The sequence below is a fragment of the Delftia acidovorans NBRC 14950 genome, assembly GCF_001598795.1.
GTDB classification, from domain to species: Bacteria; Pseudomonadota; Gammaproteobacteria; order Burkholderiales; family Burkholderiaceae_C; genus Comamonas; species Comamonas acidovorans.
The window spans coordinates 112,511-138,216 of record NZ_BCZP01000017.1 but is presented as its reverse complement, the minus strand read 5'-3'; the positions used below and the strand labels follow the sequence as shown (position 1 = coordinate 138,216).

The following is a 25,706-nucleotide window of genomic DNA, read 5'->3' as shown; positions in this document are numbered from 1 at the left end:
TGGCATCAGCCCGGTCAATCCGACGGCAGGTTGCACTGTGAACTGTGCATCGACACCAGCAACGCCGGTCACTCCCAGCACGCAGGTGCCGGTGGCTCCGACGCTGACGGTTTCGCCGACCACGGTGGGAGGCTATCCGCAGATTTCCGGCACCGGCACGCCGGGCTACACGATCACGGTGAAGGATGGCTCGACGACGCTGTGTACGGCAATCGTCGCGGCCGATCAGACGTGGAGCTGCACGCCAGGCGGCGGCTTGCCGACGCCGGGTCTGCACACGATCAGCGCGACCCAGACCAATCCTGGCAATGGCAACACCGGACCTGCCACAACGACTTCGCTTAACGTGCTCGGAACGACCTTCACGGGTCCGACAGCCACCGGGGCAGGCAATGCCACGGCGACCTTGAGCGGTGGTGGCGCGGGCTGCGGGTTCGATGTGTCGCAGTCGTCCTTCGTTGCGGCTCCGGGGGGTGCGCCGGGCCAACTGAGCTTCCCGTACGGCAATGTGCACTTTGTGGCCCGCGGCTGTACGGCCAGCAGCTCGATCACGGTCAGCGTCACCTGGCCGGGGCCGGTGACCGGCATGGCGTACTGGAAGTTCGGTCCAGCGTCCGCTGGGGCGGCGGACTCCTGGTATCAGCCTCCGGGTGCGGTGGTGTCGGGCAATACGACCTCGGTGGTGGTCACCGATGGCGGTCAGGGTGATGACGATCGCGCAGCCAATGGCGTGATCGTGGATCCCAGCGGCCCGGCGCGTGCGCGGACGGCACCGGAACCGGATGCCAAGCCGATCCCTGCGCTCGAACCGCGCATGCTCGCCATGGCCATGCTGCTGATGCTGGCTGCAGGCCTGTGGAATCTGCGCCGCAGACGCGGTTGACACACGGTTGAAGAGGAGCTGAACCATCGCCTGCCGAACCTGTTTCGGCAGGCGATTTCCATTGGGCACAGGCGCGGCATCCCGTCTGCTCAAGCCTGCCCGAACCCCAGGCCGCCTTGCGGGCCTATCGCGCGTGCAACACGCCGTAAATGAGAACAATTTAGAATTTCTCGCTGATTGGCGCCTTCCGTCGACAAGTCCCGGCCAACGCCGCCCGGGGCCGATGCACAGGTGCCGCGCACTTTCATCTCTGCCCGCCTGCCTTCCATGCACCGTTCTGTCCTGATGTTCCGTTGCGCACCGCAATGGATTTCCGACCGACGTCGCCTGCTCGCCTGCTCCCCATGACTTTCAAGAAAATCTGGTTCCAGTTGCACTGGTTCGTCGGCATTACGGCCGGTACGGTGCTCATCGTCATCGGGCTGTCGGGCGCGGTGTTCTCGTTCCACGAGGAAATCCTGGGATGGATGAATCCCGGCACTGCCTCCGTGCCCGCGCGTGATGCCGCGCCGCTGGCGCCGCCGCAGGTTGCGCAGGCGCTGCGCGAGGCCGGTGAGCAGCGCGTGGTCCAGCGCATCACCGTCTTTGCCGAGCCCGGCCGCTCGGCCCAGGTAGCCTTCAAGCCGCCGGCCGGCCAGCGCCGGGGCCAGACGGTCTTTGTCGATCCCTACACGGGCGCGCAGCTGCCTGAGCAGCACGGCACGGAGTTTTTCGAATGGGTGGAGCGCCTGCACCGCTGGCTGCTGCTGTCGCGCGATGACGGCAAGCCCATCACGGGCACGCTGGCCGGCCTGCTGCTGATGCTGTCGCTGTCGGGCCTGTACCTGCGCTGGCCGCGCCGGCCGCTGTCTTGGCGCACCTGGCTGACCTTCGATCCGGCGCTCAAGGGCCGCTCCTTCCTCTGGGGCCTGCACTCGGTGGCGGGCACCTGGGCCCTGGTGGCCTATGTGGTGTTCACCTGCACCGGCATGTACTGGGCCTTTGGCGTGGTGCGCAGCACGGTGGACGGCTGGGCCGGCGTGCCGCCGCGCGTGGCCGCTGCCGCGGCGCCGTCCTCGAAACCCGGTGGCGGCCGGCCTGAGCCGGCTGGCGCGCAGCAGCCCATCGACATCGTGCCCGGCTGGGCCGCCTTCGAGCGCATCGCCCATGGCTGGCAGTTCGCCCAGCTGCGCCTGCCCGAGCGCGCGGGCCAGCCCCTGCAGATCAGCTGGCTGGATGCCGATGCCGCCCATGAGCGCGCGCGCAACCAGATGGCCCTGCTGCCCGACGGCGCCGTGCAGCGCGACGAGCGCTATGCCGACCTGCCCACGGGCCGCCGCGCCGTGGGCGCCATCTACCCGCTGCACATGGGCACTTATTTCGGCATGCCGGGGCGCATCTTCATGACGCTGGCCTCGCTGATCATGCCCCTGTTCGCCATCACGGGCTGGATGCTCTACCTGGACCGCCGGCGCAAGGCGCGCGCCCTGGCCAAGGAGCGCCAGGCGCTGATGGCGGACCCGCCACCGTCCGCCCTTGCGGGCCAGGACACCGTGCTGGTCGCCTTTGCCAGCCAGGCCGGCCGCGCCGAGCGCCTGGCCGTGGCCACCGTGGCCGCGCTGCGCGGCGCAGGCATGGCGGCCAGCCTGCAATCCGTGGCGGCGCTGGATGCCGAGCAACTGCGCCACCACCGGCGCGTGCTCTTCGTGGCCAGCACCTTTGGCGAAGGCGACCCGCCTGACGCCGCGCGCCGCTTTGCGCGCCTGCTGGGCGCGGCATCGGGCTCGGCCCTGCCGCACCTGCAATACGGCCTGCTGGCGCTGGGCGACCGGCAGTACGCGGCCTTCTGCGGCTTTGGCCATGCGCTGGACCACCAGCTGCGCCGCCTGGGCGCACAGCCCGTGTTTCCGCTGATCGAGATGGATGGCGAGCAACCCCAGGCCTGGAATGCCTGGCAGCAGGCGCTGGCAGGGCATTTCGGGGCCATGCCGCCTGCATCGGATGCGCTGCCTGCGTCTGCTGCAGGCCCGCTGGCCGATGCCACGGCCTTTGCCGCATGGCCGCTGCAGGCGCGCAGCCTGTGCAATGCGGGCAGCCAGGGCGCCGGTCTCTACGTGCTGGAACTGTCGCCGCCCGAAGGCGTGGCCCCGCTGTGGCGGGCCGGTGCGCTGGCCGAGGTGCTGCCACGCCATGGCGCAGCCACCGTGCAGGCCTGGCTGGCCGCCCAGGAATGTGACGTTTCGGCCCCCGTGCAATGGCGCCAGCAGAGCTGCACGCTGGGTGAGGCGCTGGCCGCCAGCGTGCTGCCGGCCCCGGGCGACATCGCCCCCGGCACCGCGCCCCAGGCCGTGGCCGATGCGCTGCGGCCCCTGCTGCCGCGCAGCTACTCGGTCGCCTCGCTGCCGCAGGACGGCCATGTGCGGCTGCTGGTGCGCCAGGCCCGCCATGACGGCGGCCTGGGCGTGGCGTCGGGCTGGCTGACGGCGCATGCGGCCCAAGGCACATCCGTGGCCATGAGACTGGTGGAAAACCGCGCCTTCGAGCCGCGCGACGAGGCAGATGCCGAGCCCGATGCTCCGGCCATCTTCATCGGCAACGGCTCCGGCTATGCCGGCCTGCGCGGCCACCTGCTGGCGCGCATGCACGCAGGCCGCCACCGCAACTGGCTGCTGTTCGGCGAACGCCAGCAGGCCCATGACGGGTACTGCGAGGCCGAGGTCTCCGGCTGGCTGGCCGCGGGCAAGCTGCAGCGCGCCGACTTCATCTACTCCCGCGACCAGGCCCGGCGCCGCTACGTGCAGGACGCCCTGCGCGAAGCCGCCGACCCCCTGCGCGACTGGATCGCCGACGGCGCCGTGCTCTACGTCTGCGGCAGCGCCGACGGCATGGCCGCAGGCGTCGATGCCGCGCTGGCCGACATCCTGGGCGCTACCGCCGTCGAAGATCTGATCGTCGAAGGCCGTTACCGCAGGGATGTGTACTGAGGTGAAGCGCCGCGTCTTAATGCACAGCGCATGAAACTGGCGCGGCCCCAAGTCAGGGACACCGAGCGAGGGCCGCCCCGCCGCGAGGGTGTCGTCCCCCTCCCCCGCGAAGCGGGTAGAGAGGGGGAAGGCGCGTAAGCGCCTCAGGGGGTGATGTACCTCTCCTTCCCGAGATTGAGCATCAACCGGTTCGCCCAGCCGAACAGCGCGGCCGAATGCAGCATGTCCAGGATTTCCTGGTCGGTGAGGCCGGCATCGCGCAGCGGCTGCAACTGGGCGGCGCCAAAGCTGCCCGGCGCGCGCGTCAGCGCCAGCGAGGACTGGATGATGGCGCGTTCGCGCGCATTGGTGCCGGCCGTGTCGGGGTCATCGAACATCTGGGCCATGACATCGTTGCGCTTGGCCAACTGCTCGAAGCGCTGGGCGTGGACCGATGCGCAGTACACGCAGCCGTTGGAGCGCGAGACGGCCGTGGCCGCCACCTCGCGCTCGGCGCGCGACAGGCCGCCGGGTGCGTACATGATGGCGTTGAAGGCCTGCGAGCGCTCCGACAGCACGCGTGGCTGGCGGGCCAGCAGCAGGTAGAAGTCCGACGTGCGCGCCTTGGGGTGGCTCAGGTCCAGCACGGCTTGCTGCTCGGCCGTGGCCGTGGCGGGGTCGAGCACGGGCAGCCATGACGTCCAGTCCAGCGTTTCGCTGGTGTAGCCGTTGCGGCGCAGCGGCTCGCCCGGTGGCGGCAGGTTGGCGGGGTGCACGAAGGGTGCGGCGGCGGCTTCGGCAGCCGGTGCGCTGGCCTGGCCGCCCAGCGCGTCCATGGCCTGCACGCCCGCGAACAGGCGCAATTGGTAGGCGATGAAGCCCACCAGCTGGGCCACCAGCACGGTGTCGTCGATGGACAGCCCGGACTCGGGCATGGCCAGCAGGGCCGCGCGGTCGCTTTCGGCGGGGTGCAGGGCCAGGGTGCGCACGAAGTGCAGGGCCGCATCCAGGCGCGCATTGCCGGTCTGGGCGCCGGGCTGGGCCAGCACGGTGCGCAGCGCGGGCGTCAGGGCATCGCCCAGGGACTCGGCACGCTGGCGGTATTCATCGGCCAGGGCCTGCACGCCGCTGACGCGGCATTGCTCGCTGGCCAGCACCAGGCGCTCGGCGCGGGACAGGCTGTCGGCCAGGCCGTCGCCCAGCAGCAGGTCCTCGCAGGCCTGGGTGGCGATGGCCACCTTGTCGCGCTGGCGGCGCGTGGCGAAAACGGGGGACTGGTCGGTCAGGCCGGCCAGGCGGTCGATGGTGTCGTTGGCGGTGGTCATGGGTATCTCAGGTCTTGTCTGCCAGGGCCCGCACGCGGGCTTCGGGGTCGGCGGGCGTCCATTCGCTGCCGTCGAGCTCGGGCTCGGAATAGGACTGCAGCTGGGCGTAGTGGTGTTCCAGGTCCTCGCGGTAGAACAGCGAGGCCAGGCCCTGGGCCAGCTTGCGCGCGCCGTCGCTGATGGCGGGGATATCACCCGACACCGTGCCGTGCGACAGCGCGGCCGGATAGCAAAAGCAGTGCACATGGTCCAGGCCGGGCAGGGCGCCGGGCGTCTTTTCCTGGAACTCGAACAGCGGGCCCAGGTCGGGCGAGTCCGACAGTTCCTGGTCCTCGGCACCCGCCTCGGGCGCGAAGCGGTCGCTCCAGATGCGCACATGGGGCGCCAGGTCGGCGAATTCGGGGCGCTGGCGCCAGTCGATGGCAAAGCCGGTGGAGACGATCAGGAAGTCCAGCACGAACACGCCGCGCGGCGTGTCCACGCGCAGCCGGTCTCCGTCCTGCTCCACCTTCTGCACGGCGCAGCCCAGGTTGAAGTGGGCGTTGGCATGGCGCGAGACGCGCAGCGTGCTGCCGTGCGGAGGTGGCACCTGCTGCACGTTGATGTAGTGGCGTATGCGCCATTTCCAGGCGTCGGGCAGCAGGAACTGGCCGTGCGTGAGGCCGGGCGTGCCCGAGCCCTTGGATTTGTTGATGCGTGGCAGGTCGCTGCGGCGCACCAGCAGGTCCACGCTGGCGGCGCCGTTCTCCAGCGCGGTGGCTGCGCTGTCCATGGCCGAGGAGCCCGCGCCCACCACGCCCACGTGCAGGCCGGCCAGGCGGCTGTAGTCGAGCACGTCGGAGGAGTGCGCCCAGCGGCTGCGGTCCACGCCCTGCATGAAGGCGGGGATCTGCGGGCCGCCCAGGCCGTCGCGGCCCGTGGCCAGCACCACGCGGCGCGCCAGCCAGGTGCGCGAGGCGCCATCGGCCGTCACATCGACCTCGACCGTGCCGTCGGCCTGCGGGCGGATGGCGGTGACCTGGTGGCCGTTGCGCACGTCGCAGCGCATCACGCGGCGGTACCAGCGCAGGTAGTCCATCCACTGCAGGCGCGGGATCTTGTCCAGCGCGGCCCAGACTTCGCGGCCCCATTGGGCGATGAACCAGGCGCGGAAGGTCAGCGAGGGCAGGCCCAGCGCGGGGCCGGTCAGCTCCTTGGGCGAGCGCAGGGTTTCCATGCGCGCCGTCGTGGCCCAGGGGCCTTCGAAGTCCAGCGGGGCCTTGTCCAGCAAAACGGCCGCGATGCCCAGCTGGGACAGCGCGGCCGACAGGGCCAGGCCGGCCTGGCCGGCGCCGATGACCAGGACATCGTGCACGGGCTGGCCGTCGCGGGTGGAGGGAGGAATCCAGGCCTTGGCAGGCCAGCCCAGGGCGACGAGGTCGTCGCGCAGGCGTTCTTCAAGGGCAGCCAGGCCCGCAGGGGCCGGGGCTGCCGGTTCGGTCAGGGACATAGACTCACCAGGAACTCACGAGGAAAGGCGCGCCAGCGGGGCAGGGCCTGCGGGCGCGCGCGGCATCAATCGATGCTGATTTTCGCGTCTTTGACCACCTGTGCCCACTTCAGGCGGTCGTTGTGCACGGTTTTCTTGAACTGCTCGGGCGTTTCGATGCGGATGGCATTGCCCTGGGACTCGAAGCGCGCACGCACCTCGGGCAGCTCCAGCACCTCGCGCACGGCCTGGCTGAGCTTGGCCACGATGGCCGGGTCCGTGCCCTTGGGTGCGAAGATGCCGAACCAGATCGAGCTGTCGAAGCCCTTGGTACCCGTCAGGCCGCTGGAGGCGATGGTGGGCACTTCCTTGATGACTTCCACGGGCTTGGCCGTGGTCACGCCCAGCAGGCGCACCTTGCCGCTCTTGTAGTGGGGCAGCACGGTCTGGACCTGGTTCATGATGCAGCAGGTCTCGCCGCGCAGCACCGAGGTGATGGCCTCGGGGCCGCCCTTGTAGGGCACATGGACCATGTTCAGGCCCAGGCGCGCATTGAACTCGGCAAAGGCCATGTGCGTGCCCGCGCCGTTGCCCGTGGAGGCGTAGTTGTACTTGCCGGGGTTGGCCTTGATCTCGTCCACGAACTCCTTGAGGTTCTTGACGTTGATCACGTTGGGATTGATGGTCAGCACGTTGGACACATCGATCAGCGGCGCCACCGGCACGAAGTCGGTTTCCACGTCAAACGGCAGCTTCTTGTAAAGCGCGGCATTGCTTCCGTGCGTGGCGGCCGTGCCGAAGGCCAGCGTGTAGCCGTCCGGCTTGGCGCGCGCCACGATCTCGCTGGCGATGTTGCCGGCCGCTCCCGACTTGTAGTCAATGATGAGCGGCTGGCCCAGGCGCTGGGACAGCGGCTCCTGCACGCCGCGCGCGATCACGTCCACGCCCGAGCCTGCCGGGAAGCCCAGGATCATGGTCACGGGCTGGTGCGGCCACGAAGCCGCCGAATCGGCTGCCACCGCTGCGGTGGAGCCGAAGACGGCCAGGGCCGCGGCGGCGGCGGGAATCCAGGAGCGGAAAAACGAGGGGCGCATGGTGTGCAGGGAAATCCGGTGAATCAATTCCCATATTTTCCTGAGAACTTAATGAGCCACTTTTATATGCATATGTTGGTATGAAGCCAGTGTGGGCATGGCCGCAGCGCTCAGCAAAAAGCCCGCCGATGGGGCGGGCTTCATGGCGGGCGCAAGCGCCCATCAATGGCGGTAGGGGTTGTTGGGGCGGCGGTCATGGCGGTCCGGCACGCCGTCGCGGTCACGGTCCCAGCGGCCGGGTGCGTAGCCCCAGCGGCCGCCCTGCTGCGACCACACGGGCTGGCGGTACACATAGCCGGGACGCGCCTTGACCCAGTGGCCGGCCACCCAGGCATGGCGGTGGCCCTGCGGGCGCCAGTAGCCGGGTGCCCAGACGTAGCCGCGGCGCGGTGCAGGAACCGCCTCGTAGCGCACGGGAGGCGGCGCGCCGAACTGGACCGAGATGGCGGCGCCCGGCGCCGCATAGGTCACGTTGGCCTGGGCCTGCGCGGTGCCGGCCCATCCGGCCAGGGCCAGGGTGGCGGCGATCAGCGGTGTGCGAAGGGAAATCATGGCGGCTCCTTGTCCTTGGTTCATCGGGCTGGAGTCCTGGTGAAAGGAATCCATGACTGCATGGTGCAGGTCCATCGTCAATCCCGGGTTGCCGCGCCGCGAAGTCTTGCAATCTTGTGTATCGCCTTGGTGAAGCCTTGTTGCCAGGCGCTGCAGCGCAGGCTGCCGTCCTGCAGCCGCCGTCAGACAGTGCCTCTTCGGAGCGCCGTGAACGCCGTGAATTCCCAGCTGCGCATGGCCAGCACCAGGGTGTAGCCCTCGCGCTGGCCCGGCGGCAGGCGCTGGTCCTGCAGGTGCTGCTGGGAAAAGTCATGGGCCAGCCGCTGTATGCGTTCCACGAAGCTGGGCGCCAGATGCCGGCCGATGGAGCCGTGCACCATCAGCATGCCTTCGCCCGGCTGGTCGAAGCCGCCGCCGAAGTAGTCGAGCACGGCGTTCTCGCGGAAGTACTCCATCACCGGCCCGCGCGCGCGCCAGCGGAAGGTCTTGGCCAGGCGCAGCCGGTAGCGGTTGCCGGGGCGCAGCTCGATGATGCCGATGCGGTCCAGCTGGGCCAGGTAGCGGATGCCTTCGGCCTCGGTCATGCGGTAGGTGGCCACGATCTGCTCCAGCGTCCACTGGCTGAGCACGCAGATGGCCATCAGCAGCAGCTTGCGGTCGGCGACCACGGCGTTCTCCTGCTCGGGCGTCATCTCCTGCAGCAGCGGCTGGCTGTCGGCCACGCGGCGCGCCAGGTCGGCGAAGTCCAGGCTCAGCGCGCGGCAGATGGCATCGATGCGCGACAGCGGCATGTCGCCCTTGGCCAGCATGCGCTTGACGCTGGACTCGGCCATGCCCAGGGCGCGCGCCAGGTCGGCATAGGTCATCTGGGCGGCCTTGAGTTCCTTCTTGAGGGCGATGACGAGGTCGGCAGTGGTGCTCATGGGTAGCGATTATCGATACCCGAGGTGCTGGTTTGCGCGGCGGGTGCAGAAAAACGATGCTGAAAGGGCCGATGGCTCGCCACACTCCGCCTCACTTTTCACGAGGAGCAACACATGCCATCCGTATCGATTTCACCGGCCGCCGCCCTGCGCGCGCTGTACTGGGGCGCTGCCCTGCTGCTGCTGGCCGCCTGGCTTGGCCCCGCCGTGCCGCAGCCGCAGGACTTTCACGCGTTTGCCGACCAGCGCGCCTGGGGGGCGCTGCCCCATGCGCTGGATGTGCTCAGCAACCTGGGCTTTGCCTGGGCCGCCGTGACGGGGGCGCGCCTCCTGTTGGACCGGCGCAGCCAAGCGCTGGCGCCGGCCCTGCGCTGGCTTGCCGCGCTGTTCTTCACGGGGCTGGCGTGTTCGGCCGTAGGTTCGTCCGTCTACCACTGGGCACCCCACGATGCCACCCTGGCCGGCGACCGGCTGGGCATGTCCATGGCCTTTGCCGGCATGCTGGGGCTGGCACTGCAATCGCGCATTGCCGACCGCGTGGCCGTGCGCGCCGCAGTGGCCATGCTGGTCGCCGCCGTGACCTCGGTGCTGGTCTGGCTGCATGGCGGCAACCTGCTGCCCTGGGCGCTGGTGCAGGGCGGCGGCATGCTGGCGGTGCTGGGCCTGGCCTGCGTGGCGCCGCGCCATGGCGCGCTGGCGCTGCGCCTGGGCGCGGTGATTGCATGGTATGGCGCGGCCAAGCTGCTGGAGTGGGGCGATGCGGCCGTCTTCGAGGCCACGGCCGGGCTGGTGTCCGGCCACAGCCTCAAGCATGTGGTGGCGGCCGCCGCCGCCCTGCCCGTGATCGCCGCGCTGCGTGCGGCCGGCACGGCGCGCATGACCAGTACGGGCACAATGTGCGCCGATGCGTGCGGCCACGGCGGCGCCACCAACCGTTGAGGGAAAACAAGATGTTCCAGCAAGAGACCGGCAGCCCGTCTGCCCCCACCGCAACGGCCGGCGCCGTGCCATCGGCCGCGCACGAGCACCCCAACCAGTTCGCCCTGCTGGGCCAGCGGCGCTTTGCGCCGTTCTTCTGGACGCAGTTCTCGGGGGCGGCCAACGACAACCTGTTCAAGTTCGCGCTCACCGTGATGGTGACCTACCAGCTCAGCGTCTCCTGGCTGCCTTCGGCCATGGCGGGGCTGGTGATCGGGGCGCTGTTCATCCTGCCGTTCCTGCTGTTCTCGGCCACCTCGGGCCAGCTGACGGACAAGTGGGACAAGACCCGCATGTTTCGCCTGGTCAAGAACCTGGAGATCGCCATCATGGCGCTGGCCGCCTGGGGCTTCATCCAGGCCAATGTGCCGCTGCTGCTGGGCTGCGTCTTCCTGATGGGCCTGCACTCCACGCTGTTCGGCCCCGTGAAATTCGCCTACCTGCCCCAGGTGCTCAGCGAGCGCGAGCTGACGGGCGGCAACGGCATGGTGGAGATGGGCACCTTCGTGGCCATCTTGCTGGGCAACGTGGCAGGCGGCCTGCTGGTGGCCGTGCCCGAGGTGGGCCATATGCAGGTGGCCGTGGCCTGCCTGGCGCTGGCGGTGATCGGGCGGATCTTTGCGCAGTTCATCCCCAATGCACCGGCCACCGACCCGCACCTGGTCATCAACTGGAACCCCTTCACCGAAACCTGGCGCAACCTGCAGCTGGCCCGCGAGCAGCCCGCCGTGTTCCGCTCGCTGCTGGGCATCAGCTGGATGTGGTTCTTCGGCGCCGTGTTCCTGGCCCAGTTCCCCAGCTTTGCCAAGGAGGTGCTGCATGGCGACGAGCATGTGGCCTCGCTGCTGCTGGTGGTGTTTTCCGTGGGCATTGGTACGGGCTCGCTGCTGTGCGAGGTGTTCAGCCGCCGCCATGTGGAGATCGGCCTGGTGCCGCTGGGCGCCATCGGCATGAGCGTGTTCGCCGTGGACCTGTTCTTTGCCTCGCGCGCGCTGCCTGCCTCCGAGCTGATGGGCGTGGGTGCCTTTTTTGCCCAGCCCGCGCACTGGCGTGTGATGGCCGACCTGGGCATGCTGGCCCTGTCGGCCGGCATCTACAGCGTGCCCATGTACGCGCTGATCCAGATGCGCAGCCAGCCCACGCACCGCGCACGCATCATCGCGGCCAACAACATCCTCAACGCGCTGTTCATGATCGCCTCCAGCGTGCTGGCCGGCGCGCTGCTGGCGGCGGGCTTCAGCATTCCCCAGGTGTTCCTGATCACGGGCATTGCCAATGCCGTGGTGGCGGCCTACATCTTCTTGCTGGTGCCCGAGTACCTGCTGCGCTTCGTGGCCTGGGTGGTCTCGCGCTTCGTGTACCGCTTCAAGGTGCAGGGCGACGAGCACATTCCGGCCACCGGCGCGGCTATCCTGGCCTGCAACCATGTGAGCTTTGTCGATGCCGTGCTGCTCATGGCCGCCAGCCCCCGGCCCATCTACTTTCTGATGGACCACCGCATCTTCCGCGTGCCCGTGCTGGGCTGGCTGTTCCGCCTGGCCAAGGCCATTCCGGTCGCACCGCAGAAGGAGGACCCCGCCACCTACGAGGCTGCGTTCGAGCGCGCCGCCCAGGTGCTGCGCGAGGGTGATCTGCTGGCCATCTTCCCCGAGGGCGGCATCACGCGCGACGGGCAGCTGCAGGAGTTCCGTGGCGGCATCATGAAGATCATCGAGCGCGCCCAGGCCGATGGCCTGCAGGTGCCCGTGGTCCCCATGGCGCTGACCAATCTCTGGGGCTCGTACTTCAGCCGCATCGAGCAGGGCGGCGCCATGGTGCGGCCCTTCCGCCGTGGCCTGTTCAATCGCGTGGGCCTGAACGTGGGCCAGCCCATGGCCCAGTCCGAGGTGCAGCCCGCGCTGCTGCGCGAGCGCGTGCAGCGGCTGCTGGCGGCTTAAGAGGGGTTCTGTTCCTCCACCGTGAAGCTCAGGCCGGCATTGGCCTTGAGCCTGGCGATGAGCGCGTTGCCCATGGCGGGCGCCGTGGTCCAGATGCCGCCGGGCGTGTCCGGAGCGTCCTGCAGCAGGCAGACGGCTGCCTCGGTGATCATCTTGGACGTGGAGCCGTAGCCCGGATCGCGGTCGCCCTTGACGCCCACGCGCAGGCTGTGGCCGGCCGTGTCGGTGCCGATGAACAGCACGTCGTAGAAGCCCGATTCACGCTCTTCGCGCGATGGCCCCTCGCCAGGCTTGGGGCCGTCGTCCGCGCCCAGCGACTTGTCGGCCGCCACGGCGTTGGCCAGGGCCTCGCCCTTTTCGCCCGCACCTGTGACCATCATCTCGTCGTAGACAAAGTCGGCGCCATAGGCATGGCCCAGCAGGAAGTTGGAGCGGTGCACGTTGCGCGTGTTGATGGCCGCCATCACGAAGGGCGCCACCCACAGGCCCAGCACCTCGTCCACCATGGGCTTGCTGCCTGAAGGCTGGCGCGGGCCCTCGAAGCCCGGCGTGAGCGAGAACGGATTGCGCAGCAGCTCCAGCACGCCCGGCTGGGCGGCGGCCGCCGCCATGGTGGCCTTGAGGCTGGCCGCCGTGCCGCCCGAGAACGTGCCCTTCATCTTGCGCACCCGGCCCCGCACGCGCTGGGCGGGCTGGCCGAAGCGGGCCTGCATCTCTCGCTGCAGCATGAATACGCCCAGGTCGAAGGGAAGGGAATCGAAGCCGCAGGAGAACACGATGCGCGCGCCGCTGGCCCGGGCTGCGGCCTCGTGGGCATCGATCATCTGGCGCATCCACGCTGGCTCGCCGCACAGGTCCACATAGTCCACGCCGGCGCTGGCGCAGGCGGCCACCAGCTCGTTGCCGTAGAGCTGGTAGGGGCCCACCGTGGTCAGCACCAGGCGGGTCTGCTCCATCAGCGCCTGCAGGCTTGCGGGATTGCCGGTGTCGGTCACCACCAGCGGGGTATCGGCGGGTGCGCCCAGCTCGTCGCGCACGGCCGCGAGCTTGGCGGCATTGCGCCCGCCCATGGCCCAGCGCAGGCCGCTGCCTGCGGGGTAGCGCCTGAGCAGGTACTCCACCACCAGCCGGCCCGTGAAGCCGGTGGCGCCGTGGACGACGAGGTCAAAGGGTTTGGTCATTGGAGATCTCCATCAATCAGCGTGGCGAACGTGCGATTGCCCGCTGCACTGCAGACGGGGTGGGCGCATTGTCTGTGGCGCGTCGCAGGGCTCCTGTCGCCCAGGTGCCGTGCCCGATGTCCTGTGTGCTGGTGTCACATGCAGGAACTTTTTGGGGTGTAAACAACAGTCAAAAACTTGAAAAGTACCGTTTGAAGATACTCGATGGCCTGTGTCTGGCCACTGTTACGGTTGAATGCAGACACGCAAGTTACGTCTGGGCACCATGCGTCCCGTGTTCAACCAATGCCCTTGAGGGGCACCTCGGCAAATGTCCTCTTCTCCCATCGTCGTTCAGCGTGATACCCGGGCCTGGCAACTGCAGGTGTGGGTGTCGTTCGGCATTGCGGTCTCGCTGTGCGCCATCGGCCTGGCATGGCTGCCCGGCGAGCAGCTGGAGCAGGCCTTCATGGTGATGGGCTATGTGTTCTGCCTCTCGGCCGCCTTCGTGCTGGCCAAGTTCGTGCGGGACAACGAGGGCGGCCGCAGCGGCGCAGGCGACACGCCCATGTGGAAGCTGGTGGTCTGGGGCGGCTTTGCCGTGTCCATGGCGCTGACTGGCTGGGGGCTGGTGAGCATGGACATCAACGTGACCTACAAGGCCTTCCTGGGCGTGAGCTGGCTCTATCTCATCACCACCGCCTTCACGCTGGCCAAGATGCTGCGTGACCGCCACGAGGCCGACCTGGCGCAGGCCCGCATGCATGGCCGCCGCGAGGCCGCGCAACCGGCCGACGCCGAGTGATGTCCATCCCTTCCCCGCATTTCCAGGAGTCCAAGCAATGATGGTCAACCAATCCGTTTTCGCGCGCCTGCCGCGTGCCCTGCTGACCGCTGGTGCGCTGTGCGCAGCCCTGGCCATGGCGCCTGCCCATGCGCAAAGCGAGGCCTCGGTGGCTCTGTCCATGCTGCCCGTGGCCTCCGTGGTGGGTACGGCTTCGGTGGCTTCGACGGCCGCTGGCGCCGTGGTGGCCTTGCCGGCCGCGCTCTCGGTGGGCGGCGCGGTGCTGACCGTGAAGGCGGTGCAGGCCTCGGCCACGGGCACGGTCTATCTGCTGGAGCGTGCCTCCGACGGCGCCCAGGCCAGCGTGGAAGTGGTGGGGCGGGGCGCCTCCGCCTCGGCCTATGCCGTGGGCACGGTGCTGACCTGCAGCGTGATCGGCGCAGGCGTTGTCATCTCGGCGGCCGGCAAGGTGCTGGCCTTCATTCCCAACGAGATGGGCAAAGCCCTGCTGCACAACGAACGCCTGTGATGTCTGCCATGAAACCGCCTCTTTCCCCTTCCCCTGTGGCCCGTGCCGCCTGCCTTGTGCTGCTGCTGGCCGCCGCGCTGGGCACGGCCCATGCAGGGCGCAGCTGCGAGGACAAGCCCCTCACCCCCCAATCCCTGCAAAAGGGGCTGGACCTGGCCCAGCGCACATCCCAGGCGCTGGATGCCGAATATGCGAAGAACGGCACCCGCGTCGTGCTGCTGGCGCGCGTGGGCCAGGACCTGAGCAAGTACGACCTGCACTACTCGCACTATGGCTGGGCCTACAGGACCCCCGAAGGCCCCTGGCGCGTGGCGCACAAGCTCAACGAATGCGGCACGGCCGGCGGCCATGTCTACCGCCAGGGCCTGGGCGAGTTCTTCCTGGACGACCTGTGGCGCTACGAGGCCGGCGTTCAGGTGCCCACGCCCGCCGTGCAGCAGGCGCTGTGGACCTTTCTGAACCAGCCCCAGACCGTGCTGCGCCTGCAGCACGAGCCCTACAGCATGGTCAGCTATGCCTGGGGCCAGCGCTACCAGCAGTCCAACCAGTGGGCCACCGAAACCCTGGCCGCCGCCATGGAGCCGGCCACGGTGCAGCGGCGCGAGCAGGCCCAGGCCTGGCTGCAGTTCAAGGGCTACGAGCCCGGCGTGCTGGTCATCCGTGCGCTGTCGCGGCTGGGCGGGCGCGTGACGGCTGCCAACATCGCCTTCGACGACCATCCCAACGACAAGCGCTATGCCAGCCGCATAGAAACCGTGACCGTGGAATCGGTGACGCAGTGGCTGCAGCGCAGCCAGTTGGCGGGTCCGGTGCGCGTGCTGCCCTGAGCCGGACCGGCTCTTCCTCCGCCTGCGGTCTTCCTTGGCCGCAGGACACTGAAACAGGAGTTTCCCCATGAGCAAGGCACTGCGTCTGCCCGAAAAATGGTTCCGCCGAGGCCTGTGGCTGGTGGCGGTGGTGTTCGCCTCGTTCCTCATCGGCCTGGGCGGCCTGGTGGTGGGGGATCTGCCCCAGGTCGAGTCGCCGCGCACGGTGGAGGACTTCATCGCGCCCGCTGCTGCCGAGCCCGTCAAGGCCGAGATCAAGGCCGCCGATGCCGATCACGACAAGGCGGAGACGGCGCTGCAGAACGCGCGCCTCAAGTACCAGGCCACGCAGGCGCGCTACCGCTCGGCGCGCGAGACCTTCGACAACTGGGTGGCCACGCGCCGCGCCACGGCCCGGCCCGAGCAGGACAGCGAGCTGCTGTCGCGCACCCAGGCGCTGGATGCCATCAAGCAGGAAGAGAACACCGCACGCGCCTCCGTGGAGCGGCTGCAGGACGCCAGCCTGCAGGCACGCCAGCGCCTGGACGCGGCCAACCGCCAATGGGACGGTCTGCGCGACGGTGCCATGGAGTCCTGGCGCAAGGAGATGCGCGCCATCGAGCTGCGCGTCTTCCTCTACCGCCTGGCGTTGACCCTGCCCCTGCTGCTGGTGGCCGGCTGGCTGTTCGCCAAACAACGCAAGAGCACCTGGTGGCCCTTTGTCTGGGGCTTCATCTTCTTTGCGCTGTTCGCCTTTTTCGTCGAACTCGTGCCCTACCTGCCCGACTACGGCGGTTACGTACGCTATGTGGTCGGCATCGTGGTGACGGTGCTGCTGGGGCGTGCGGCCATTCTGGGCCTGAACCGCTACCTGGAGCGGCAAAAGCAGCAGGAGTCACTGCCCGAGACGCAGCGGCGCCAGGAACTGGGCTACGACGTGGCCTTGGCCCGCCTGGCCAAGGGCGTATGCCCGGGCTGCGAGCGCCCCGTGGACCTGAAGGACGGCGCCATCGATTTCTGCCCCCACTGCGGCATAGGCCTGTTCGACCGTTGCGGCAGCTGCAATACCCGCAAGAGCGCCTTTGTGCACTATTGCCACAGCTGCGGCACCCAGGCCGATGGCAACCGCAGGAAGCCGGGAGCCGTGCTGGCTTCCACGTCTGCTGCGCCTGCCGTGGCTCCCGTGCCTCCCGTGCAGGAGGCCGGGCCGGCACCGGGTTGAGTCTGGCTGAGTCCGCCTGACCCCCGCCTGAAGCGGCCCTGGCGACGGCTTTGGCGGTGTCGGCCGGAGCCGGCAAGACCCTTGAAGCTGCGCGGGGTTGTGGTACACCATGGCTTGCGCGCTCGGCCGGGGCGCAGATGTCTTCAGCGAGGATGCCATGTCACGCCAGCTGCCGTATCCCCCACAACACACGCCAGCGCAGCCCGCCCACCCACCGGCCGGCGCGTCCGCCCATCTTCTTCCCCTGGCGGCCTGGGCCGTGGGGGCTGCCCTGCTGGCCGGCCATGTGCTGGCCGGCCCTTCTTCATGGAAAGCCTGGGCGGCCTACGCCGCGCTGTCGGCCCTGGCCGGCATGGCCTGGGTCTGGCGCTGCCATGCTGCCGGCCTGCCGCTGACCCGGACGCTGCGCGGCCACGGCTGGATACAGGCCACGATGGCCTTGCTGCTGGCGGCCTGGCAGCCCTCGCTGGCCTGGGCCTCTGCCCTGCTGTGGCTGGCCGCCATCGCCTGGCTGCCCTGGGATGGCGAGCGCGAGCAGGCGCTGCACCTGCCCGCAGGCCAGATCGTGCTGCTGTGCGCCATGCTGGCCATGCTCTGCGCCGTGGTGGTGGCCAGGCCCATGCCGCAGATGGCACCGGGCTCGGTCGCCGTGCGCATTCTGTGGCTGGCCAGCGTGCTGCTGCCGCTGGCCGTGCATGCGCTGGCCCTGTGGCAGGCACTGAGCCGCATGCAGCGCCAGTACACCGAGGAACTGGCGCAGCTGTCCAGCTACTGCGGCCAGCTGGCCGACGATGTGCAGCAGCTGCAGACCCGCGTGGGCTCGCTGCAATTGCCCACGGGGCGCGACACGCTGACCGGCGTGGCCAATTACTCGCGATTGATGGATGCCGTCGATGGCCTGCGCGAGCGCCATGCGCGCAAGCCCGAACCGTTTTGCGTGGTGCTGCTGGAGCTGGACCCCTGGGTGGAGCGTGCGGGCGTGCACCCGCCGCACAAGGGACCATCGCTGCAGGAGCGGGTGCTGCTCATGCTCAGCGGCCTGCTGGTCACCCACCTGCGCACGGTGGACGGCATAGGCCGCTACCGCGATGACACCTTCATGCTGGTGATGCCGGATACCGCCTCCGTCCAGGCCGTCTGGGCGCTGCAGCGCGTGCGCGAGGGCGTGCGCCAGCAGCACTGGAGCGAAAAGCCCATCCCCGACCCCGACAAGGACCCGCTGACCCTGACCCTGGCCGTGGCGGAGTTCCAGGCAGGCGAAACCTCGGAGCGGCTGGTGCAGCGTGCCGAAGCGGCCCTCGCACATGGCCGCGCCTGCGGGCGCAACCAGATCGTGGTGGCCGAGGACGTGCGGCCGCCACGTACCTCCTAGGCGAGAAGGATGCAATCCCCGGGATTTCCCGGATGCGGTCACAATGGGCGCCCATGAGGGCCGCCGGCCCGCCGCGCTTCTTCGCATGCCCGTGCTTTCCTCCATTTCTCGGAATTTCCCGGACCGTCTCCTGTGGGGGCCGAAGCCGGCGTCGCCGTTGGTGGACGAGGCGCTGCACCTGGAGCGCTGGAAGCGCCGCACCTGGCAACTGCACATCTCCGTTCTGGTCAGCCATATCTATGCGCTGCTGCTATTTTTGGGCCATGCCTGGGCCGGCTATGCGCCCTGGGCCGTGGTGCTGGGCTATGGCCTGTGGGTGGCGGCGGGCATGGGCTTCATCACCTGGGCCTATGCCAGCGACTGGTGCCACAGGCTGCGCGATCCGGGCATGTTCCTCACGCACCAGCTGGTGTCCATCATCGGCGTGCTGGGCATGGTCATGGCCGCCCCTGCGCTGGCGTTCCAGTCCATGGTGATGCTGATCGCCTTCAGTGCCGACGGTTTCCTGGCGCGCAGCCGCACCAGCTTCTGGCTGACCTGGATAGGCACGCTCATCGCCGTGGCGGCCATCATTCTCTGGCGGGGGCCGCTGATGCGCATGACCACGGACACGGCTGCAGGCCAGTTGCTGGCCTTCGGCGTGGTGCTCGGTGCCGTGGTGCGCTGCAGCGTGCAGGCCACCTTCTTTCGCAGCATGCAGTACCGGCTGGGCATCGCCAATGACAAGCTGGCCACGGCGCTGGCGCAGATCGAGGCCCTGCTGCGCCATGACGACCTGACCGGCGTCAGCAACCGCCGGGGCGTGATCGAGCGGCTGCACGAGGTGCGCACCGCCGCCCACGACCGTGGCACGGTGCTGTGCGTGGCGCTGCTGGACATAGACCACTTCAAGCGCATCAACGACAGCTTTGGCCATGAGGGCGGCGACCGCGTGCTGCGCGCCTTCGGAACGCTGCTGAAGTCGCAGCTGCGCAGTGCCGATGGCGTGGGCCGCTATGGCGGTGAGGAGTTCCTGCTGGTGCTGCCCGACACCGACCTGGCCCAGGCCAGCGAATTGCTGGAGCGCCTGCGCCTGCGCATTGCCGAAGCCCCGTGGACGCAGACCCTGGGTGAGGGCGCCCGCGTCACCTGCACGCTGGGCGCCGCGCAGTACCGCGCGGGCGAGTCGGTGGAGGCGACCATTGCACGTGCCGATGCGGCGCTTTACCGTGGCAAGGCCCAGGGCCGCAACTGCACCGTGCTGGAGCCGCAGCAGGCCCGGCCGGCCCCCAGCGCAACGCCTGCCTGACTGCTTGTGGCGTGTGGCTTGTGAGTGCAGCTCACGACGAGTGCCAGAAAACATCGTTATTCATTCGCACGGATCGTCCATAGCATCGGCACCCTGTCCAGGACGGGCTGGGATGTGCATATGAATCAATGGATCGCTGAAACCGCCGGCAACATCGCCGGGAACATGGCCGTAGACATTGCGGGCTGGGAAGGGCGTTTGTCGTCCAGGCCCCGCCAGCTGCAGGCCGGGCCGCTCAGTGCCGAACTGGCCGATGGCTGCCTGCGCAGCGTCCGCTACGGCAGCCTGGAGATCCTGCGCTCCGTGGCCTTTGCGGTGCGTGATGAACAAGGAGACCGCTGCGTGCATGGCAGCGGCGAACTGAGCCTGCGCGAGAAAAACGACCGCTTCGAGGTCCTCTACGAAACCGCAGTGGACTGTGGTGCCCTGCGCCTGGCATGGCGCGTGCGCATCGCGGGGTCGGCGCGCGGGCTGGGCTTCACGGCCTGGGCGCGCGCCCTGGATGGCATGGAGGGAGGCCTGCAGCGCGGCCTGCGCGGTGGATGCGCGGGGCTGGAGATCGTCTATCCGCGCAATGCGCTGGCGGGCCGGTCCGTGCATGTGGAGCATGCCGATGGCAGTGCCCAAAGCACCGTGCTGCCCGAGCCCGATGCGCTGCTGCGCCTGTCGCAGCTGTCCGCCATCACCCATGAGCCTGCGCCCGGCCTGCAGGTGGGCTGCCGGCTGGAGGGCGCGGAGTTCGAGATGGTGGGCCAGTGCTGTGGCGGCAAATCCTTCTTCAGGCTGCAGCCACGCGCGCAGTCCCCTGCGCATTCCTACCTGTTGACCCGGGGCCGGGCCCTGGTGCAGATGGCCAGCTTCTCGTTTGCCGCGCCCGGAGCCATGCAGTAGGGCCTGGCCGGCCGCACCTGCTGCACCTGCCGCTCCGAGGCTACCCCAGCCGCATCAGCCCGCTCCGTGGATTCGGGCGGCGTGCACCGTGGCCTCCAGCAGCTTTCTCTCCCTCTCCAGGTGGGCAATGAACTGGGCTTGCTCCATGGCCATGGGTTTGAAGCCGGCGTCGGCGAGCTTGCGCACCAGATCCGGCTCGGCCAGCACGGCGGCGGTCTCGCGGGCCAGGCGCTCGGCAATGCGGGCGTCGGTGCGGGCCGGCAGCAGCAGGCCCTGCCAGGCCTCGACATCAAAGGACTGCCAGACCGGTGTTTCCTGCAGGCTGGGAGTCTGCGGCAAGGTGGCGGCGCGCAGGCGCGAGGTCACGCCCAGGCCGCGCAGCTTGCCTTCGCGCACGAAGGACTGGACCAGGGCCACGGGCAGCACGGCCAGGTCGATCTGCCCGCCCGCCAGCTCGGTCAGCGCCTGCGGGCCGGATTTGTAGGGCACATGCGTCCATGACAGGCCGGCCTGTTGCTGGAGCATTTCTGCGGTCAGGTGCAGGCTGGTGCCCACGCCATCGGTGCCCACGGTCAGCCGGCCCGACTGCTGGCGCGACAGCTGCACGAGCTCGGCCGCCGTGGTGGCTGGCAGGTCGGGGCGGCCTGCCAGCACGAAGGCCGAAGAGGCCACGGGCGCCACGGGCAGCAGTTCCCTGAGGCCGTCATACCGGAAGCGCTCTGGCGACACCAGCGGCGCAATGAGCACGCAGCTGGCCACGCCGAACAGCGCGGTATGACCGTCCGGCCTGGCCTTGATCACCCGCTGGGTGGCGATGGTGCCCGAGGCGCCCACGGTGTTTTCTATGACCACGGGCTGGCGCAGCCGCTCCGCCAGGCGCGGCATGACCAGGCGCGCGGCCACGTCCACGCTGCCGCCCGGCGAAAAGGGCACGACCACGGTCAGCGGCTGGCTGGGCCAGGCGTCGGCCCCAGCCGTGGACGCACGGGCTGCCGGTGACAGCCAGGGCGCGCCCAGCATCCAGGCCGCCAGTTGCCTGCGGTTGAGGCTCATGACAGCCTCCCGGCGGCGCCCAGCCAGGGGAGCTGGTCCGCGTGGTAGCGCCAGGTCTGGAACACGCTGTTGAGCCGTCCGGGGCCGGTGCGGCGCGCTGCGGCATCGGGGTACTCGGCGAACCAGGGCAGGATGTATTCCCAGACCACCTCCCCCGCAGGCGTGACCTCGAAGAGCCGGCCCGTGGCCGATTCGGTGATGTGGGTGTTGCCGTTCCACAGGCGCTGGGCATTGCCCATGAAGGCGGTGTAGAAGGCGTTGACCATCTCGTCCTGGTAGCTCCAGACCACGCGGTGGTCGGCAGGATCGATCTCCACCACGCGCGAGAAGGCCACGTGGGCGCCTTCGCGGAAGTTGCCGTTGTCGAAGGCCAGGATGTGGCCGTTGGCCAGCGCCACGGGCGCATGCTGGTGCGAGACCACGGAAGGCGGAATGTGCAGCTTCACCGCGCCGCTGGCCTTGTCCACGGCAATGATGCCGGAGGTGGTGCGCAGGCTCATGAGCACGCTGCCGTCGGCCCTCACGCCCAGCCCGTTGACCAGCGGCCAGTGGTAGCGGCCAAAGCCCGGGTGGATGGGGAAGTCCTCGGGCGCCAGGTGCTCCCAGGCCTTCCATTCCCAGACCAGGCGGCCGCTGCGGTCCACTTCGCGGATCACGTCGCCGTACATCACCTCGCCGGGCCCGTGCGCGGTGCCGCCGGGTACGCGTTCGGCAAAGCCCGCAGGCACGGGCGCGCAGGCGGCATAGAGCAGATGGCCGTTGGGCAGCCACTGCGCGTCATGGTGGTGGTCCGGGTCCTCGTGGCGCCAGACGATCTCGCCCTGCGGCGTGACCTCGTAGAAATCGCCGCCATGCCACATGGACCATGGCGCATAGCGATCGGGCGAGCGGGGGTGGTTGCCGTTGTAGCCCAGGTTGCCGTTGGGCAGGATCACGGCGTGCCGGCCCGCGCGCACGGGCAGCTTCCATTCATGGGCCACGCGGCCTTCGATGTCCACCAGGTAGATATGGCCGTTGGCCGTCTGCGGCGCGATCAGGGTGTAGCCGCCGGCCGAGAGGGCGGGGTCGTGGGCGATGAGTCCGACGCCGCGGCGGCGCTGGGTGACTTGGTCTACGGTGCTTGCCATGGGCTGCTTTCAAAGGAGGCCGGGAATGAGTGCCACTCTAGGCAGTCGCAAGCGTCAGGAATAGCTGTTTGTTTTGGATGAGGTGTCAGATAAAAATTTACACTCCGCGCCATGCCCGCAATCTCCCAGGCTTTTCGCTGTTTTGACGAGGTGGCGCGCCGTGGCTCGGTGCGCAAGGCCGCCGTCACGCTGCACCTGACGGCGGCCGCCGTGAACCAGCAAATCCTCAATCTGGAGGCCCAGGTCGGCGTGCCGCTGTTCGATCGCCTGCCGCGCGGCATGCAGCTGACAACGGCCGGGGAGCTGATGCTGGCGGCCGTGCGGCGCAGCCAGCGTGACTTCGACAACGCACTGGCCCAGGTGGAGGACCTGCGCGCCCTGCGCCGGGGCCATGTGCGCGTGGGCGTGTCCCATGCCACGGCCGAGTACCTGCTGCCCCTGGTGATCGCCAGCCTGCACGGGCGCTATCCGGGCATTACCTTCAGCGTGCGTTCGGGCACGGGTGAGGAACTGCTGCGCGGCGTGGCGCAGGGAGAGATCGATGTGGCCTATTGCCTGCGCCGCCCGCCGCCGCCCGGCGTGCAGGAGGTGCGCGCCTGGCCCCAGCCGTTGGGCGCGGTGATGGCCCCCGGCCATCCGCTGGCCACCGAGCCGCGCCTGCTGCGCCTGCGCGATTGCGTGGACTATCCGCTGATCCTGATGGCGCCGGGCATGGAGTTGCGCAGCATGCTGGAGCAGATGGACAGCGCGGCCTTGCACCAGCAGCGGCCGCTGGTGGAGACCAGCTCCGTGCCCATGGTGCGGCGCCTGGTGGCCGGCAGCACGGCCCTGGGATTCCTGGTGCCCGACAACGTGGCCGAGGATGTGGCGGCCGGCCGCCTGCTCTGGCGGCCCCTGCACGACGCCGGTGCGCAGTTGCCCGGCTGCCTGTACCAGCGCATCGGCTACACCAAGGCAGCCGCCATGCGGCTGTTTCTGGACGAGCTGGAGCGCGTGGCCGACGAGATGCGCGCGGGCTTCGAGACCGGCGTGTCCTGGTCGCTCAAGGACCTGGCGACCTGAGCGACCCTGGCCACCTGAGTGACCTGAACGATCGGCTGCGGGGCGTCAGACGCCCCGGGCGCGCTCGGCCTTGAAGCGTGCGCGCATCTCAGTGAAGTTGCCCGCCTCCAGCGCATTGCGCACTTCCTGCATCAGGTTCAGGTAGTAGTGCAGGTTGTGGATGGTGGTGAGCATGGGGCCCAGCATCTCGCCGCAGCGGTCCAGGTGGTGCAGGTAGGCGCGCGAGAAGCCGTCGCGCCCGCCTTGCTCCCAACTCACGCCGCTGGTGCCTGCGCAGGCATGGCAGGTGCAGCTGGGGTCCAGCGGCTGGTGGTCGGTCTTGTGGCGTGCGTTGCGGATCTTCAGGTCGCCATAGCGCGTGAAGATGGTGCCGTTGCGCGCATTGCGCGTGGGCATGACGCAGTCGAACATGTCCACGCCGTCTGCCACGCCCTGCACCAGGTCCTCGGGCGTGCCCACGCCCATCAGGTAGCGCGGCTTGTGGGCTGGCAGGCGGTGGGGCGTGTGGGCCATGATGGCCAGCATCTCGTCCTTGGGCTCGCCCACCGAGACGCCGCCCACGGCGTAGCCGGGGAAGTCCATCTCGACCAGGGCCTGCAGAGATTCCTCGCGCAGGTTCTCGTACATGCCGCCCTGCACGATGCCGAACAGCGCATTGGGGTTGCCCAGGCGCTGGAACTCGTCGCTGGAGCGCTTGGCCCAGCGGCGGCTCATCTCCATGCTCTTGCGTGCCTCGGCCTCGGTGGTCTTGTGGCCGTTGGTCTCGTAGGGCGTGCATTCGTCCAGCTGCATGACGATGTCCGAGTTCAGCACGGTCTGGATCTGCATGCTGACTTCGGGCGACATGAACAGCTTGTCGCCGTTGACCGGGCTGGCGAAGTGCACGCCTTCCTCGGTGATCTTGCGCATGGCGCCCAGGCTCCAGACCTGGAATCCGCCCGAGTCGGTGAGGATGGGCTTGTCCCACTTCTCGAAGCCGTGCAGGCCGCCGAAGCTCTGCATGATGTCCAGCCCCGGGCGCATCCACAGGTGGAAGGTGTTGCCCAGGATGATCTGCGCGCCCATCTCCTGCAGGCTGCGCGGCATCACGCCCTTGACGGTGCCATAGGTGCCCACGGGCATGAAGATGGGTGTCTGCACCACGCCGTGGTTGAGCGTGAGCTGGCCGCGGCGCGCGTGGCTGGAGGGATCGGTCTTGAGCAGGTCGAATTGCAGCATAGCCCTCCATTGTCCCAGATGGCCGCATGTGCGTGTCGGACGCTTCGCGACTGTCCCCGGAGCCCGTCTGGCTTAGCCGGCCCGCGTCTACACTGGGGTGGTTGCGATTCGCCAGCTACAAAAAAGGAGGTCCGCATGCTGAAGATCATGATTGCCGTCGATGGGTCCGAGCCCTCGCTGGATGCCGTGCACCACGCCATCTCCCTGGTGCGCCAGGGCCTGCAGGCGCATTTCGTGCTGGCCCATGTGCAGCAGGAAGCCTCGCTGTTCGAGCTGGCCACGCAGGACTCGGACATGATCGCCGCCGCCAGCGTGGACGCCGGCATGCACCTGGTGGCGCCGGCCGTGGCCCTGGTGCGGGCGGCCGGCATTTCCTACGAGGTGGAGATCGGCCTGGGCGAGCCCGCCGCCGCGCTGGCCGACATTGCCGAGAGCACGGGCTGCGAGCAGATCATCATTGGCGCACTGGGCCAGGGCGGCCTGCGGCGCGTGCTGATCGGCTCGGTCTCGCGCGAGGTGGCACGCAACAGCCGGCTGCCTGTGACCATCGTCAAGCATGCCGAGCCGCACGATGAAGAAGGGGAAGAGGACCTGGGTCCCGAGTGAGGGGTGCCGGGCGCGCGCCGCTGGCTTTCAGGCGGCCCGCCGTTGCTGGCCCTGATGGGACTGGTTCCGGCCTGCATGGGCGCCGTAAGCCCCGTAGGCACCATGAGCGTGCGCATGCGCGTGGGGTTGCAGCTTGCCGTGCGGCAGGCTGGCCAGGCGCTGGAACATGCGGCGGCAGTAGCCGCGTATGCCCAGGCATTTGTTGATCTCATCCACCGGCAGGGGCCCGGAGACCACGACGATGCTGTCGGCCTGGTCCCAGTCGCCGGCCGCGCGCAGCCGCCTGCGCGTGCACAGGGCCCATGCATGGATGCGCGTGGGCGAGCCATGCTCATGGACCTGGCCCGTGACCAGGTCGAAGGCAATGGCCACCAGCTCGGTCCTGAGCCGGCAGCGGCGCTCGCCCGTGATGGCACTGGGCGTCTCGCGCATGTCGTACAGGCAGTAACTGCCGGCCTTGAGCTGGTATTGCAAATCCATGGCGGA

The 25,706-nt window shown here is 69.1% G+C and carries 23 protein-coding genes; 13 read left to right on the top strand and 10 right to left on the bottom strand.

The genetic code is table 11. The annotated features are described in order from the left end of the window. Together DA1_RS30895 and DA1_RS20775 are read left to right on the top strand one after the other, a co-directional pair. On the top strand, positions 1-883 hold an 883-nt coding region (locus tag DA1_RS30895), incomplete at its 5' end, for a choice-of-anchor U domain-containing protein (RefSeq protein ID WP_303740971.1). Between the two features lie 344 nt (positions 884-1,227). Then, entirely contained in the window at positions 1,228-3,846 is a 2,619-nt protein-coding gene (locus DA1_RS20775; RefSeq protein ID WP_034397942.1) for a PepSY domain-containing protein, read from the top strand. A 143-nt stretch (positions 3,847-3,989) separates the two neighbouring features. Here DA1_RS20775 and DA1_RS29915 read toward each other — a convergent pair whose 3' ends face one another. The 5 genes from DA1_RS29915 to DA1_RS20750 all read right to left on the bottom strand — a co-directional run bounded on the left by DA1_RS29915 (position 3,990) and on the right by DA1_RS20750 (position 9,187). Then, complete coding sequence (locus DA1_RS29915) at positions 3,990-5,150, bottom strand: CMD domain-containing protein (protein ID WP_012202463.1); 1,161 nt, start codon at positions 5,148-5,150, stop codon at positions 3,990-3,992. Between the two features lie 7 nt (positions 5,151-5,157). Next, entirely contained in the window at positions 5,158-6,639 is a 1,482-nt protein-coding gene (locus DA1_RS20765; RefSeq protein WP_034397944.1) for a SidA/IucD/PvdA family monooxygenase, read from the bottom strand. 65 nt (positions 6,640-6,704) lie between these two features. Next, positions 6,705-7,712 (bottom strand): Bug family tripartite tricarboxylate transporter substrate binding protein, encoded by a 1,008-nt coding sequence (locus tag DA1_RS20760; protein ID WP_034368821.1) that lies wholly within the window; start codon positions 7,710-7,712, stop codon positions 6,705-6,707. A 162-nt stretch (positions 7,713-7,874) separates the two neighbouring features. Further along, on the bottom strand, positions 7,875-8,264 hold the full coding sequence (locus tag DA1_RS20755) for a YXWGXW repeat-containing protein (RefSeq protein ID WP_034399113.1): 390 nt from the start codon (positions 8,262-8,264) through the stop codon (positions 7,875-7,877). A gap of 182 nt (positions 8,265-8,446) precedes the next feature. Continuing rightward, positions 8,447-9,187 (bottom strand): helix-turn-helix domain-containing protein, encoded by a 741-nt coding sequence (locus DA1_RS20750; protein ID WP_012202467.1) that lies wholly within the window; start codon positions 9,185-9,187, stop codon positions 8,447-8,449. 114 nt (positions 9,188-9,301) lie between these two features. On the opposite strand from DA1_RS20750, the gene DA1_RS20745 reads away from it, so the two are divergent. Both DA1_RS20745 and DA1_RS20740 read left to right on the top strand, forming a co-directional pair. After that, positions 9,302-10,126 carry a hypothetical protein gene (locus DA1_RS20745; RefSeq protein WP_034397946.1) on the top strand — a complete coding sequence of 275 codons (825 nt, stop codon included), beginning with the start codon at positions 9,302-9,304 and terminating at the stop codon, positions 10,124-10,126. 11 nt (positions 10,127-10,137) lie between these two features. Then, positions 10,138-12,102 (top strand): MFS transporter, encoded by a 1,965-nt coding sequence (locus tag DA1_RS20740; protein ID WP_034399114.1) that lies wholly within the window; start codon positions 10,138-10,140, stop codon positions 12,100-12,102. On the opposite strand, the gene DA1_RS20735 is transcribed toward DA1_RS20740, so the two are convergent. Then, positions 12,099-13,283 carry a saccharopine dehydrogenase family protein gene (locus DA1_RS20735; RefSeq protein WP_034397948.1) on the bottom strand — a complete coding sequence of 395 codons (1,185 nt, stop codon included), beginning with the start codon at positions 13,281-13,283 and terminating at the stop codon, positions 12,099-12,101. The two genes, DA1_RS20740 and DA1_RS20735, sit on opposite strands and share 4 nt — an antisense overlap. Before the next feature lie 310 nt (positions 13,284-13,593). Here DA1_RS20735 and DA1_RS20730 point away from each other — a divergent pair, with 310 nt between their 5' ends. From DA1_RS20730 to DA1_RS20700, 7 genes are all read left to right on the top strand, one after another. After that, positions 13,594-14,067, top strand: coding sequence for a YiaA/YiaB family inner membrane protein (locus DA1_RS20730; RefSeq protein WP_012202471.1), 474 nt, complete (start codon positions 13,594-13,596; stop codon positions 14,065-14,067). Positions 14,068-14,104: 37 nt separating this feature from the next. Then, positions 14,105-14,575: a hypothetical protein gene (locus DA1_RS20725; RefSeq protein WP_012202472.1), complete on the top strand. Its 471-nt coding sequence runs from the start codon at positions 14,105-14,107 to the stop codon at positions 14,573-14,575. Positions 14,576-14,583: 8 nt separating this feature from the next. Then, the gene (locus tag DA1_RS20720) at positions 14,584-15,402 is read left to right on the top strand and encodes a DUF2145 domain-containing protein (protein ID WP_174549410.1); all 819 of its coding nucleotides are present in this window, start codon (positions 14,584-14,586) and stop codon (positions 15,400-15,402) included. Between the two features lie 67 nt (positions 15,403-15,469). After that, complete coding sequence (locus DA1_RS20715; protein ID WP_034397952.1) at positions 15,470-16,603, top strand: zinc ribbon domain-containing protein; 1,134 nt, start codon at positions 15,470-15,472, stop codon at positions 16,601-16,603. 157 nt (positions 16,604-16,760) lie between these two features. Next, complete coding sequence (locus tag DA1_RS20710; protein ID WP_034399116.1) at positions 16,761-17,975, top strand: GGDEF domain-containing protein; 1,215 nt, start codon at positions 16,761-16,763, stop codon at positions 17,973-17,975. Positions 17,976-18,135: 160 nt separating this feature from the next. Then, on the top strand, positions 18,136-19,263 hold the full coding sequence (locus DA1_RS20705) for a GGDEF domain-containing protein (protein ID WP_230590958.1): 1,128 nt from the start codon (positions 18,136-18,138) through the stop codon (positions 19,261-19,263). Positions 19,264-19,383: 120 nt separating this feature from the next. Next, positions 19,384-20,154 (top strand): D-apionate lactonase family protein, encoded by a 771-nt coding sequence (locus tag DA1_RS20700; RefSeq protein ID WP_034397954.1) that lies wholly within the window; start codon positions 19,384-19,386, stop codon positions 20,152-20,154. A 54-nt stretch (positions 20,155-20,208) separates the two neighbouring features. Here the strand turns inward: DA1_RS20700 and DA1_RS20695 are convergent, their stop codons facing one another. Further along, on the bottom strand, positions 20,209-21,207 hold the full coding sequence (locus tag DA1_RS20695; protein ID WP_034397956.1) for a Bug family tripartite tricarboxylate transporter substrate binding protein: 999 nt from the start codon (positions 21,205-21,207) through the stop codon (positions 20,209-20,211). Continuing rightward, a complete protein-coding gene (locus tag DA1_RS20690; RefSeq protein WP_034397958.1) occupies positions 21,204-22,334 on the bottom strand; it encodes an aryl-sulfate sulfotransferase in 1,131 nt (376 codons plus the stop codon). The genes DA1_RS20695 and DA1_RS20690 overlap by 4 nt, the downstream gene beginning before the upstream one ends. Positions 22,335-22,445: 111 nt before the next feature. Here DA1_RS20690 and DA1_RS20685 point away from each other — a divergent pair, with 111 nt between their 5' ends. Next, positions 22,446-23,396: a LysR family transcriptional regulator gene (locus DA1_RS20685; protein WP_012202480.1), complete on the top strand. Its 951-nt coding sequence runs from the start codon at positions 22,446-22,448 to the stop codon at positions 23,394-23,396. Positions 23,397-23,441: 45 nt separating this feature from the next. On the opposite strand, the gene tgt is transcribed toward DA1_RS20685, so the two are convergent. Continuing rightward, positions 23,442-24,614, bottom strand: coding sequence for a tRNA guanosine(34) transglycosylase Tgt (gene tgt, locus DA1_RS20680; protein WP_012202481.1), 1,173 nt, complete (start codon positions 24,612-24,614; stop codon positions 23,442-23,444). A 135-nt stretch (positions 24,615-24,749) separates the two neighbouring features. Here tgt and DA1_RS20675 point away from each other — a divergent pair, with 135 nt between their 5' ends. After that, positions 24,750-25,220 carry a universal stress protein gene (locus tag DA1_RS20675; RefSeq protein WP_034397960.1) on the top strand — a complete coding sequence of 157 codons (471 nt, stop codon included), beginning with the start codon at positions 24,750-24,752 and terminating at the stop codon, positions 25,218-25,220. 27 nt (positions 25,221-25,247) lie between these two features. On the opposite strand, the gene DA1_RS20670 is transcribed toward DA1_RS20675, so the two are convergent. Beyond that, on the bottom strand, positions 25,248-25,700 hold the full coding sequence (locus DA1_RS20670) for a hypothetical protein (RefSeq protein WP_034399119.1): 453 nt from the start codon (positions 25,698-25,700) through the stop codon (positions 25,248-25,250). Positions 25,701-25,706: the final 6 nt, after the last annotated feature.